A 12,336-nucleotide genomic window follows, 5' to 3' on the forward strand; every position below is an offset into this window, starting at 1 on the left:
GGTGGGAAGGGGAGGCGCGTGGCTCAGAAGGAGATATTCTGCGGCGTGTAGGAGATATCTTTTGGTACGATCTGCATGTCTCCCAACTCGCGCGCGGTTTCGACCAGGATGGCGCCGAGTTCGATCGCCCGCGCTTCGGAAATGCGCAGTGTCGGGCCGGCGATGCTCAGCGTGCCGATGGCCTCGCCGGTGGAGCGCGAGCGGATGACGCAAGCGATGGCCGTCATCCACGGCGCGAAGGTCGCGATGGTGACGCTGAAGCCGCGTTTGCGGGTCAGCCGCAGCAGGGACAGCAACTGCTTGCCGTCCCGCGCGACGTTTGGCCCATACCCATCGGCCGGATTGCCGTAGCCCTGCTCATCCGCCAGCTTGACCGCGACCCCGTCGGGCATGGCGGCCAGCCACGCAATGCCGGTCGCCGTGGAGGAGAGATGGGCCACCTGGCCCATTTCCGGGTCGTATTTCAGCCCGCTGCGGCTGCCCTGCGCCCTGGCGATCCATGTCAGTTTCTGCCCGTCGGGTACGGCGAGCCGGACCAGTTCGCCGCTTTCGGCGGCCAGACGGTCGAGCAGCGGTTGGGCCAGATCGGTGATGCCGCAGGATGCCAGAAACGTGAAGGCGATGGACACGGGCTTCATCGTCAGTTTGTAGCGCCCGCCCGCGCCGCCCTCCTGATGCACATAGCCCAGGGTCTGGAGGTCCGCTGTCAGGCGGTGGGTGGCGCTGAGCGGGATGCCGAGGTCGGAACTGATCGAAGAGATCGGCAACCCTGCGGCATGGCGCGAGAGCAGCTCGATGATTGCAAGGGTCCGTTTCATGACCCCGGACGGGGTGGCTTTTGCGTCGCTGCTGGCGGCCGGGCTGGTGGAAGGGGCGGTGCGGCGCAAATCGGGTTTGAGGCTCATCGGGTTCTTCACGGCAGGAGGATGGCGATCTGATAGGGATTGATAGTGGAAAATGTTTCCGATATCAATTTCTATCTCTGCATCGTGTTTCCACTTTGGCGATCGACGCCGGAGACTCGGAGATGGGGCAGGAGCAAGAACCTCAAAAAGAGGCGTGGTTATGAAATATCTTTTCTGTGCAAGAAAATATTCTGTCGAGGACGGTCATATGCGACATGGAGCGCCGCCGCGGCGATAGAGGCTCCGGGCTTTCACGCCGAGCCTGATTCCAGGATTTGCTCCGTCTGATAGAAATGGTTCCTGCCGATGTCGTTCTCTCTTTTTTCACGGGCGGTACTGTTCGGTGCCGCTCTTTCCTGTTTCGGCGTTCCCGCCGCTGCTGTGGGGGCCGGAACGGAACAGGCCGCTGATCCTGTGCGGCGGCCAGCCGGCACGCATGCGATGGCAGGCGGGCGTGGCCCACATCGTCAATCGTCCTTGCGCGCGCAGGCGGGCCGGAGTGACGATGGCATCCAGCCGATGCAGGTGGCTGCCGTGACGGATCGTGTCACGGAACGGCTTTTGCGCGACGTTCGGGGAGCCGTGCAGGACAGCACCGCCGCGTCGCAGCAGGATCTGGCGAAAACCGGTGTTTCGGCATCGGCGCTGGGATCGTCCTGGACCGAGGTACGTGTGGTGCCCGCGAACGATCGTCTGCTCGGGTCGATCGGTGGCTGGCGCCAGCGCCTGTCCAAGGCGGGGTTCGATTTCACGCTCAGTTACATGGCCGAAGGCGTGGCAAACGCGGTCGGCGGACGCAGGACCGGCTTCGACTATTCCCATCAGGTGGTCATGGGAACCGATTTCGATCTGAACAAATTGTTCGGCATGCAGGGATGGTCGTTCCACATGCTGGGCGTCCAGCGTGCCGGCCGCAGCGTGGCGACCGATTATCTTGGCAAGACAGGGTTGATCCAGCCGCAGCAGGATTACGGCGTAGGGGGCAATGTCCTGTACAAGCTGGTCTATATGTATTTCGAGAAGACGCTGTTCGATAAGAAGTTGACGATCGATTTCGGCCGCATGCCGGCCAATCTGAAATACGGCACGTCTTATTTCGGATGCTATGCGCTGAACAGCGTGATCTGTGCCCATCCGACGGGTCTGTCGGTGGGGTCGAAATGGCGGTCGTGGCCGTTCTCGCAATGGGGCATGACGGCGCGCCTCAATCCCGGTCACGGCCTGTATGCCCAGGCCGGGTTCTTCGAGGCGTCGGCCACCGAAGGCGGGCGGGCCGGTTTCAATTTCTCTTTCAAGCCGCTGGGTTATGTCGTGCCGGTCGAACTTGGCTGGGAACCGGCGCTTGGGCATGACAGATTGACCGGGCATTACAAGATCGGCGGTTATATCGATACCTCCAACCATCCCGACCCGTTCACGGCTTTTGATGGCAGTCCGATCCTGATCTCGCACAGGGCGCCACGGATCGAGCGGCAGCGGGGGGCGTGGTATGTCGGAGCCGACCAGATGGTCGCGCGGTTCGGGGCGGCAAAGGACCAGGGGCTGATTCTGTTCGGGATGGCTGGCTGGGATCAGGGGGCATCATTGCCTGGGCAGAGCCAATATACGCTGGGCATCATCTCGCAGGGGATGTTTCCCAGTCGGGTGACGGATGCGATCTCGCTGTTCTGGTCATGGCAGAACGTGAACAGGAAGATCACCCGTTATCAGGAGATGCAGCAGGATCTGGGCTACACGACCCTGCGGGGCGGCGTGAAATTGCCGCAATCGAACTTCCAGGTTCTGGAACTGACCTATACCGCCTTCATCACGCGCGGGCTCAAGCTGTTGCCGGATCTTCAATATATCGTGCATCCGGATGCCAACCGTACCTACCCGAACGCATTGGAGGCGGGTTTCCGGCTGCTGGCCCAGTTCTGAGCCTCCGGTCGGGAAGCCGTCAGGCCGTGCGGGCCTGTCCGCGCAGGGCGCGGCTGACCGCCATGGCGGCATCGACCACCGCCGGTACCACGAATTTACGCAGATCGCGCATTGGAGTGCGCGTGGCCTGCGTGCTGACATTCAGGGCGGCGACGACGCGCCCGTCCGGTCCGCGTACAGGGGCCGCAACCGAGCGGAGGCCGGTTTCGAGTTCCTGGTCCTGGATGCAGTATCCGTCATGCCGGATCTGCGAGAACAGATCGGCCAGGGCCGCCGGGTCGGTGATGGTGCGGGAGGTGCGGGCGTCGAGCGTGGCCGGCATGTGACGCGGGCGCTCATCGTCGGGGAGGGCGGCCAGCAGGACCCGCCCCATGGACGTACACCATGCGGGGAGACGGGCACCGATGCTGAGATCGACGGCCAGGATGCGACGGGTTTCCGTGCGGGCGATATACAGGATGTCCCTGCCGTCCAGGATTGCCAGCGATGCGCTTTCGCCCAGTGTCTGGCTGAGGCCGTTGAGAATCGGCTGGGCCAGCCGGGGTAGCGGCAGATCCTTCATGCCGGCCGACAGGTCGAGGACGCGGGGGGTGACCTGAAACAGTCGCCCGGATTGGGTCAGGTACCCGGTGGCGACCAGCGTGAGCAGGGCACGGCGCGCCGCGGCGCGCGGCAGGTCGACCCGTTGCGCCACGGCGGCCAGCGTGATGCCGTCGCGTTCCTGCGCGCAGACGCGCAGGACGTCCAGCCCCCGCGCGAGGGCGGTCACGAAATCGCGGTTTTCAGCCGGCTCGCCGGTGCGGTCGTCCATTGTGGCCATCGCCACTTTTTGCCCGAGAAGGATTGAACGGGCAAGGGAGCCGAACGTCTCAGCCGGTCTGTCGCTCCTGTCGGAAGGCGCGGATCGTGACGCCTTCCCTGGCGCGGAACCAGCGCGAGAAATAGGCCGGATCGCTGAAGCCCAGCCGTGCTGCGATCTGGGCGGCGCTGAGGCCGGAAAACAGCAGCAGACGCCGGGCTTCCGCCGCGATCCGGCTCTGGATGATGTCCTTGGGGGTCTGCTGGCTCACGCGGATGCAGGCCCGGCGCAGCGTACGTTCCGTGGTGTTCAGCGTCGCAAGATAGGTTTCGAGCGTGGCATGCGCGGTGAAATCCCGTTCGATCAGGGTGCGGAATGCCAGGACCAGCGCGGCGTCGCGCCGGGTTGGAGGTGGGGTATCGGCGGCGTGCAGCAGGCGGCAGACGGTCGCCAGGATGATCTGCGCGGTTGCGTTGCGCACCGTGTCCGACAGCGCGTCTTCGATTTTCGGCTGAAGCTGGGACAACGCGACGATGCGGTCGAATTCCGCGATGTCGGTCGCGACGGGGCGCGGCCCGGCCTGAAGAGGCGCGATGGTGCGGGTGCGGTCCGCGAGAGCGACAAGATGGCCGAGCCCGACCGTGATCACATGCCCGTGCGTGCGGGGGTGGTAGGCCAGCGAATGGGGCGCGCCGGCGGGAACCCAGATGAAGCCGGGGGCCAGGAAATCCTGGCTGACCCCATCCAGTTCGATCAGTCCGCCACCGGACGCCAGCACGAAAATCTGCGCCAGCGCCGCGTGGCTGTGGCGGCGTACGCGCCAGTTCGCGGGGCGCGAGCGGCGCTCCAGCGGTTCGATGTCCAGGAAATACCGCAGACCGGCATGGTCGATCCCGTCGTGGATCAGGAAAGGGTCGCGATCTGTCCTGGTTTTATCGGCTGTTTCTCCATCCGGTCCGGTCATGGGTCGCATTGTCGTGAATTGTCCGAAAACTGCAAGTCGGGAAGGCTTTGTGCATCGACTATGACGGCGCCGCACCCCATTGTGCGTTCATCGGGCCTGACCGCACAGGTGGGGCCGGGAGCGGAAAGGAAATAAAAAGATGGATGTGCTCCAATATTCTCCGCAAAATCTCTCCGAGCCACCGTCGCTCTATCCAGGATATGTCAGCACCGTTCCGCGCTCGCCGCGTCAGAAACTGGTCAGCATTCCGCAGACATTGACCGAAGTGACCGGTCCGATCGATTTCGGGGATCGGCTGCTGCGCGCGCCGGTTCATGACATGACCCGCCAGGGCAAGGGGGACCCGATCGGCGAGCGGATCATCGTATCCGGTCGTATTCTCGACGACCGGGGGCGCCCGGTTCCGCATACCGTCGTCGAAGTGTGGCAGTGTAACGCCGCCGGTCGCTATATCCACAAAAAGGATCAGCACGACGCGCCGCTGGACCCGAACTTCACCGGGCAGGGGCGAGTCGTGACCGATGCGGAAGGGCGTTACCGGTTTGTGACCATCAAGCCCGGCGCGTATCCTTGGCGTAACCATCATAACGCGTGGCGCCCGGCGCATATTCATTTCTCGCTGTTCGGCGCGGGGTTCGCAACGCGGCTGATCACGCAGATGTATTTCCCCGGCGATCCGTTGATCGACATCGATCCGATCGCGGGGGCGGTGCCGGCCGATGCGCGACGACGCATGGTTTCCCGTTTCGATATTGATACGACGGAAAATGAATGGGCGCTCGGCTATGTCTTCGACGTTGTGCTGAGAGGCCGGGATGCGACGCCGATGGAGAACCCGCTATGAACGACGTGACTGCACCGCCCCGTCTGGGACTGACGCCATGGCAGACGGTCGGGCCATTCTTTCATTATGCCCTGCCGTGGGAGGGAGGAGAGAACCTGGTGCGCGAGGGCGTGCAGGGCGAGCGGATCGTGGTGCGCGGCCGCGTGCTGGACGCGGATGGCGCACCGATCCCCGACGCGCTGGTGGAGATCTGGCAGGCGAACGCCGCCGGCCGCTACGATCATCCCGAGGATTGTCAGACGGATCGCCCGATCGACCCGGCATTCATCGGTTTCGGGCGCTGCCCGACGGATGATGACGGCATGTTCGCGTTCCACACCGTGCGGCCGGGGCAGGTGCCAGGGCCGGGCAACAGCATGCAGGCGCCGCATATCGCGCTTGGCCTGTTCGGGCGTGGGTTGCTGCGTCGGCTGGTGACGCGGATCTATTTTCCGGAATCGGAGGGCAATGCCGTCGATCCGATCCTGGGTCTGGTCGAGTCCGATCGGGTTGGGACGCTGATGGCAACCCGTGAGGGCGAGCAGGACGGCATGCCGGTCTATCGGTTCGATATCCATATTCAGGGTGCAAACGAGACCGTGTTCTTCGATGTCTGACACGATGCCCGCTTCGTTCGCGGCCGGAGGCGACAGACTTCTGGACGGCATGTTCGCGACCCCCGCGACCCTTGCGGCCCTGGGCGATCGCGGGCGGCTGGACGCCATGCTGCGGTTCGAGGTCGCGCTGGCTGAGGCCCAGGCCGCGCTTGGCCTGGTGCCGGCGGATGCTGCCAGGATCATTGCCGGCTGTGCCGACCCTGACGCCTTCGCCATTCCGGACCTTGCGGCGGCGGCCGCGCGGGCGGGCAATATCGCCATTCCGTTCGTGTCCGCCCTGACGGCCCTCGTGGCGCAACGCGACGCGGCGGCGGCCCGCTATGTCCATTGGGGCGCGACCAGCCAGGACGTGATCGATACGGCGACGGTGCTGCAATTGCGCGCGGCCGTTCATGCTTGCCGTGTCGATCTGCTGCGATTGGAAACGGGGCTGGCCACGATCGTGGAGGCGCACGCGGCGACGGTGCTGCCCGGCCGGACATGGTTGCAGCATGCCGTACCCACCACTCTGGGGTTGAAGGCCGCAGGCTGGCTGACCGCCCTGTCTGCCGCGCGACGCGAAGTGGATGCCGCCGTCGCGCGGGCCGCGTGCCTGCAATTCGGCGGTGCGGCGGGCACGCTGGCGTCGCTGGGTGGTCGGGGACTGGAGATCGCCTGCGGGATGGCTACGCGCCTTGAATTGCGGCTGCCCGCGCTGCCCTGGCATACGCTTCGCGGCGAACTGGCGGGATGCGGCGGCGCGCTGGGCGTTCTGTGCGGTGTGCTGGGCAAGCTGGCCCGCGACCTGTCCCTGATGATGCAGACCGAAATCGCCGAATTGCTGCCGCCCGGCGGCAAGGGGCAGGGTGGGTCCTCGACCATGCCGCACAAGCGCAATCCGGTCGGCTGCGCGATCGCCCTGTCCGTGGCTACCCAGGCGCCTGGTCTGGTTGCGACCCTGATGGCCGCCATGGTGCAGGAGCATGAGCGTGGATTGGGCGGCTGGCACGCCGAATGGCAGACCTTGCCCGCCCTGCTGCGCCTGACGGCGGCCTCGGCGGCGCAGATGGCCGCGACGGTCGAGGGGATGGAGATCCACCCCTCGGCCATGCAGGCCGATCTCGGCCGCACCCATGGCCTCATGATGGCCGAGGCCGTCAGCATGGAACTGGCGCGCGGCATCGGCAAGGAAGCGGCGCATCATGTGCTGGAAGAGGCCAGCCGCACGGCATTGGCGCGCGGCGTGGGGCTGGAGCAGGTGCTGAAGCAGGACGACCGGGTAACCGGCGCCCTGTCGGCCGAGGCGATCGTACAATTGATGGACCCGGCGCATTATCTTGGAAACGCAAAAGAATTCTGCACCCGCGCCTTGCAGGCGTGGCGCGGAGGAGAGTGATCGATGTTCGTCACACTGCCCGATCTGAACGTGCATGTCCGCCTGGACGGACCGCCGGGGGCGCCCGCGCTGCTGCTGCTGCATTCGCTCGGCACGTCATCGGACATCTGGGATGGCATGACGGAGGCCCTGTCCCGCCATTTCCGGGTGATTCGCCCGGATATGCGCGGGCACGGGCTGACCGGCGTGACGCCAGGGCCTTACACGATCGAGGGTTTGGCGGCCGATGCCCTGGCGGTTCTCGATGTTCTGGGTGTCGGGACCGCGCATGTTGCCGGCGTGTCGATCGGCGGCCTGATCGCCCAGGCCATGGCGCTGCGCGCGCCGGATCGTCTGCTGTCCGTGGCCCTGATCGACACCGCGCCGGCCTTTCCGAGCGAAGCCTCGTGGCGCGAGCGGGCGGCGACGGTGCGGGCGTCGGGACTGGCCGGGATGGCCGATACGGTCATGGCGCGCTGGATCACGCCGGCCGGATTGGAAACCCCCGCGGCACGGGGCCTGCGCCAGATTTTTCTGCGAACCGACCCGGAAGGCTATGCCGCGGCGTGCGAAGCCCTGGCGGTGTGTGACCTGGGCGCGCGTCTTCACGCCATCACGCTGCCCGCGCTGGTCGTGGTGGGGGAGGACGATCCGTCCACACCTGTCGCCGCCGCGCGGACGCTGGCGGAGGCATTGCCATCCGCCCGTCTGGTGGTTCTGTCGCGTGCGTCGCATATCCCCACCGTCGAGCGTCCCGATGCCGTTGCCCAGGTATTGCTGGATTTCCTCGTGCCGGCGGGTGACGACGAGATGGCGCCTGATTTGTATGCGGTGGGGATGGGCGTGAGGCGCGCGGTGCTGGGCACGGCCCATGTCGAACGCTCTACCACCCGGATCACCGCTTTCGACAGATATTTCCAGACATTCATCACGCGTACCGCCTGGGGGCAGGTATGGTCCCGCCCGCAGTTCGACCGGAGGACCCGCTCCATCGTCACCCTGGCCCTGCTGGCGGGTCTGGGGTGCGAAGAGGAGTTTGCGCTTCACGTACGGGCCTCGCGCAATACCGGCTGCTCGGATGAGGACATTGCCGAGCTTCTGCTGCATGTCGCTGTCTATGCCGGGATACCGAAAGCCAATGGTGCGATACGATGCGCCAAGGAAATCCTGGCCGAGATGGCGGCGGAGAAAAACGGATAAGCTTTCGCGGTATGCGGATTGCGATTGCCCGTTGCCGGGCTTTCCAGAATGGAGAGCCCGGCGGTGCGTGGGCTGCTACTGAAGGGGAGAGAAGGCGGTCGGCAGCATGATCGTGGCCCGCATGTCGGGCAGCAACCAGTCCGGCCCACCTTTCGGCGGCCACGCGCCGGCTCGGACGGACTCCGCTCTCTGGGTAGTACGGGCATCCAGGCTTTCATAGGGCCAGAGATGCGTGATGCGGGGTTCGCCATCCAGCGCATACAAGGCGGCCGTCAGCGGTGAAAAGGCGATACGGCCGGGAACGGCGGCCTGCCATTTGGCGAGGGTCGGTTGCAGGCCGCCCGGTTTCAGTCTGTAGCTGCGCAGTTCATAGAACGGGCCGTAGGAGCCGGGCAGGATTTCGGGCATGAAGGGAAACGAGGCGAAGGTTTCGGTTTCCATCCGGACCAGCCATTCGCCGCAGCCGAACGGCGAGGGGGCATCGAGCATGGCCTGGCGGGTGGTCAGAAGCGCCTGCGCATCCGCGTGGCCGCGCAATACGATCACCTGATTGAGGGCGCCGATCTCGGTCGTCCAGCACCCCAGAAGCGTGGCCGCCTGCGCACGATCCGTCAGCGCCTGTTCCAGCGCGGGCAAGGCCCTTCCGGTGGTCGCCGTCTGCAAGGTCAGTGTGATCAGTTCAAAGAGTTTCATGACGCGTTTCCTTCGTGGTGAGTGGTGTATCCGTATGGTCGGCAAGGGTGGCGATCCGCCGGGCTGCCAGCCAGCCGAACGTCATGGCCGGGCCGAGCGTGATGCCGCCCGAGGGATAGGCACCGCGCATGATGCCGGCCATGTCATTGCCGACGGCATACAGGCCGGGAACGGGCCGGCCATCGGTATCCAGTACCTCGGCTGAAGGCCCGGTTTTCAGCCCGGCGAAGGTGCCGAGGCTGCCGGGTACAATCCGCACGGCGTAAAAGGGCGCCTGCCGGATGGGGGCCACGCAGGGATTGGGCCGGTGCATGGCGTCGCCCAGCGCGCGTTGATAGGGGGTGCCGCCACGGTGAAAGAGGGTATCGCGACCGTACGCGGCATCGTCGTTGTAATGCTCGACCGTCTCGACCAGGCCCTTTGCGTCGATTCCGCAGGCGCATGCCAGCGCGTCCAGTGTCCGGCCGCGCTTCAGGTAGCCGTTTCGGAGCCAGCCGCCGCGCGGAAAGGGAAAGGGTTTGACCGCCCCCAACCCGTAGCGGGCGATGAAAGGGTGGTCGCAGACCAGCCATGCCTCGCACGGCGCGCCTGGATGTGTGACCGCGAACAGCGCGCGCATGACATCGTGATAGGGCAACGCTTCATTGACGAAACGCCGTCCATCGCGCGTGACGGCGATCACGCCCGGTTTGGCCCGTTCGAGCAGATGTGGAAACGGGCGCATGTGGCCGTCGCGGCCCGGAACGCGCGAGACCGGCGCCCAGGCCGCCGGTTCGGCCAGTGCGGTATCGACGATGCCCCCCACGGTTTCGCCCAATGTCAGGCCGTCTCCCGTGCAGGTCGGCGCGGCCGCGGAGCAATGGGCGGTGCCGGCGCGAACATGCGCGAAGAATGCGCCCTGGCGCTGTGGATCGTGCGGAAAACCCCCTGTGGCCAGAATGACGGCATGGCGGGCCGTGATCGCGACGGTGCCGGACGCAGGCTGAACCATGCCGCCGCCAATTCGCGGCCCGTCACGGACAAGTGTCCGCAGCGGGGACGAGCACATGAAACGCACCCCGCGCTTTCGGCATTCTGCCGCCAGCGCGGCGACCAGGGCATGGCCGTTGCGATACTGCGTGGAGCGGCCATGAAGAACGACATCCCGACCGAACCGCAGAAGGCGCCGGCTGCTATGGATCAATGCTGGGAGCGACCGGGTGGCGGCAAGAAAGGCATTCAGATCGTGCCCTGGTGAAAGATCCAGGCCCAGAAGGGTCATCTCGGGAATCGGATCGGCGATCTGGTGGCGGAATGGGCCGAGTTGCCGACCATCGAACGGGCTGGCCACGACGGAGCGCCATCCGGTGGCGGCCCAGGGGGATTCGCCATGGAAATCGGGCGACTGGCTGCCAGGCTCGAAACACACGCCAGTCTCCTGTTCCAGGAAATCGAGCATGGCCGGGGCCTGGCTCAGATACCGCTCCAGGCGATCTGATACGCCGGGAGCGTGATAGAGCGTACCCAGCACGTCTCGCAGATATGCGAGCCATTCCTCCGATGTGCCGCCATGGCCCGCGCGTCGGCTTTGTGGATTGCCGGGAATCCACAGCCATCCACCCGATCGTGCCGAAGTGCCGCCGATCCGAGCGGCTTTCTCCGCCACGATGACCGATAAGCCGGCATGGGCCGCCGTCAGTGCGGCCATCAGGCCGGCTGCACCCGATCCCGCGACCAGAACGTCGCAATGCGCCGTTTCGGCGGCGGGGTGCGTGTCGTCTGGATGCAAGTCTGACACGGCATGCATGCTGGATCGTCCATCTGCCTCTTCGCCCGGTCTTCAGGACGCACCTGATCGTCGCGACGCTATTAATGGAAACATTTTCCGATTAATGATTCAAGTGTGGAAAACGAATCCATTTTTAGGATGAGGCCCACCGGTCACTAAGGAAGGCGAAAGGCAATGGTCTGGAACATCGACGGAAAAACCAGCATCTATCCCATCATTGGTGATCCGATCGTTCAGGTGAAATCACCCGCGGGCATGACGGAGGCATTTCAGGCACGCGGCGCGAATGCGATCTGCATTCCGGCTCATGTCGTCCCGGACGATTTCGCCGGCTTTACGGGGGCGTTGCTGTCCATGCGGAATGTAGGGGGATTCATCGCCACGATTCCGCATAAATTCACGACAGCGGAGATTTGTCGGAGCCTGAGCCGGCGCAGTCGTATTCTCGGTGCTGCCAACGTGGCGCGGCGGGCGCAGGATGGCGGATGGCATGGTGACATGCTTGACGGTGCGGCCTTCTTGCAGGCGCAGCGCAACGCCGGGGCCGAACCCGCAGGAGCCTCCGCGTTGCTGATCGGCGCCGGCGGTGCCGGAAGCGCCATCGCCTGCGCGTTGCTGGAAGCCGGCATTGCCGATCTGGGTATCTGTGACTCCGACGAGGGTCGCGTGATGCGGTTGATCGATCGTCTCGCCCAAGGGGGATTGGCGGCACGGGCCCGTCTGCATCGCGCGCCGGCGGACCCGGAAGGCTATGCGATGATCTGCAATGCCAGCCCCGCCGGCATGCGGCCCGACGACCCGTATCCGGTGCGGGTGGATGGATTGCGTGCGGACATGGTGGTCGGTGATGTCGTCACCCGACCTGCTCTGACCCCCCTGATTGCCGCGGCCAGACAGAAGGGATGCAGCACCGCGACAGGAACGCAGATGTATGAGGTTGTTCAACGGCTTATGCTGGAATTTTTCCTGTCCGATGAAGGGGCGCACAGGATCACATGATCGGGAGATGGCGTATCTGCTCTTGCTCGCAGGTTCGGTTAGGACTGAATAATGTTCATATAACGCCCAGATGTTCGCATGTCGCACAATGGGCAAGAGCCACGCGGAAGAGGGCACGGGAACGATGATCAACAAGGAAGTCCGCGATATCGCGGACGCTCTGTCCGGCATCGGTGACGGCGCGGTGGTGATGGTGGGGGGCTTCGGCTCCGTCGGTCAGCCGGATGCGTTGATCGAGGGGCTGATCGAACAGGGCGCGCGCGACCTGACCATCATCGCCAACAATGCCGGGGC

12 protein-coding genes are annotated in these 12,336 nt (G+C 65.1%); 7 read left to right on the forward strand and 5 right to left on the reverse strand.

Annotation, left to right across the window (positions count from 1 at the left end; genetic code table 11):
* Window positions 1–23: 23 nt before the first annotated feature.
* A complete protein-coding gene (locus tag ABF821_RS02315; RefSeq protein ID WP_415528936.1) occupies window positions 24–905 on the reverse strand; it encodes an IclR family transcriptional regulator in 882 nt (293 codons plus the stop codon).
* A 534-nt stretch (window positions 906–1,439) separates the two neighbouring features.
* Between ABF821_RS02315 and ABF821_RS02320 the strand changes: the two genes are divergently transcribed.
* Window positions 1,440–2,825 (forward strand): carbohydrate porin, encoded by a 1,386-nt coding sequence (locus ABF821_RS02320; RefSeq protein WP_415528937.1) that lies wholly within the window; start codon window positions 1,440–1,442, stop codon window positions 2,823–2,825.
* A 19-nt stretch (window positions 2,826–2,844) separates the two neighbouring features.
* On the opposite strand, the gene ABF821_RS02325 is transcribed toward ABF821_RS02320, so the two are convergent.
* Together ABF821_RS02325 and ABF821_RS02330 are read right to left on the reverse strand one after the other, a co-directional pair.
* Window positions 2,845–3,636 carry an IclR family transcriptional regulator C-terminal domain-containing protein gene (locus ABF821_RS02325; RefSeq protein ID WP_415528938.1) on the reverse strand — a complete coding sequence of 264 codons (792 nt, stop codon included), beginning with the start codon at window positions 3,634–3,636 and terminating at the stop codon, window positions 2,845–2,847.
* A gap of 58 nt (window positions 3,637–3,694) precedes the next feature.
* Window positions 3,695–4,588: a helix-turn-helix domain-containing protein gene (locus ABF821_RS02330; RefSeq protein ID WP_415528939.1), complete on the reverse strand. Its 894-nt coding sequence runs from the start codon at window positions 4,586–4,588 to the stop codon at window positions 3,695–3,697.
* Between the two features lie 139 nt (window positions 4,589–4,727).
* Here ABF821_RS02330 and pcaH point away from each other — a divergent pair, with 139 nt between their 5' ends.
* Genes pcaH through pcaD form a run of 4 tightly spaced genes read left to right on the forward strand, consistent with a single transcriptional unit; the run spans window position 4,728 to window position 8,582 of the window.
* Window positions 4,728–5,432 carry a protocatechuate 3,4-dioxygenase subunit beta gene (gene pcaH / locus ABF821_RS02335; RefSeq protein WP_415528940.1) on the forward strand — a complete coding sequence of 235 codons (705 nt, stop codon included), beginning with the start codon at window positions 4,728–4,730 and terminating at the stop codon, window positions 5,430–5,432.
* Window positions 5,429–6,028, forward strand: a complete 600-nt coding sequence (gene pcaG / locus ABF821_RS02340; protein WP_415528941.1) for a protocatechuate 3,4-dioxygenase subunit alpha — start codon at window positions 5,429–5,431, stop codon at window positions 6,026–6,028. Before pcaH ends, pcaG begins: the two co-directional genes overlap by 4 nt.
* Window positions 6,021–7,403, forward strand: coding sequence for a 3-carboxy-cis,cis-muconate cycloisomerase (pcaB, locus tag ABF821_RS02345; protein WP_415528942.1), 1,383 nt, complete (start codon window positions 6,021–6,023; stop codon window positions 7,401–7,403). Before pcaG ends, pcaB begins: the two co-directional genes overlap by 8 nt.
* A 3-nt stretch (window positions 7,404–7,406) precedes the next feature.
* Window positions 7,407–8,582: a 3-oxoadipate enol-lactonase gene (gene pcaD / locus ABF821_RS02350; RefSeq protein WP_415528943.1), complete on the forward strand. Its 1,176-nt coding sequence runs from the start codon at window positions 7,407–7,409 to the stop codon at window positions 8,580–8,582.
* A 75-nt stretch (window positions 8,583–8,657) separates the two neighbouring features.
* On the opposite strand, the gene ABF821_RS02355 is transcribed toward pcaD, so the two are convergent.
* Both ABF821_RS02355 and ABF821_RS02360 read right to left on the reverse strand, forming a co-directional pair.
* On the reverse strand, window positions 8,658–9,275 hold the full coding sequence (locus ABF821_RS02355) for an NIPSNAP family protein (RefSeq protein WP_415528944.1): 618 nt from the start codon (window positions 9,273–9,275) through the stop codon (window positions 8,658–8,660).
* Window positions 9,262–11,061 carry an FAD-dependent oxidoreductase gene (locus tag ABF821_RS02360; RefSeq protein WP_415528945.1) on the reverse strand — a complete coding sequence of 600 codons (1,800 nt, stop codon included), beginning with the start codon at window positions 11,059–11,061 and terminating at the stop codon, window positions 9,262–9,264. The genes ABF821_RS02355 and ABF821_RS02360 overlap by 14 nt, the downstream gene beginning before the upstream one ends.
* Before the next feature lie 156 nt (window positions 11,062–11,217).
* Between ABF821_RS02360 and ABF821_RS02365 the strand changes: the two genes are divergently transcribed.
* Window positions 11,218–12,042 carry a shikimate dehydrogenase family protein gene (locus ABF821_RS02365; RefSeq protein WP_415528946.1) on the forward strand — a complete coding sequence of 275 codons (825 nt, stop codon included), beginning with the start codon at window positions 11,218–11,220 and terminating at the stop codon, window positions 12,040–12,042.
* Between the two features lie 124 nt (window positions 12,043–12,166).
* Window positions 12,167–12,336, forward strand: a 170-nt coding sequence (locus tag ABF821_RS02370; protein ID WP_415528948.1) for a CoA-transferase, incomplete at its 3' end; no start/stop codon positions are given.

The organism is Gluconacetobacter sp., assembly GCF_047721585.1.
Taxonomy (GTDB): Bacteria; Pseudomonadota; Alphaproteobacteria; order Acetobacterales; family Acetobacteraceae; genus Gluconacetobacter; species Gluconacetobacter dulcium.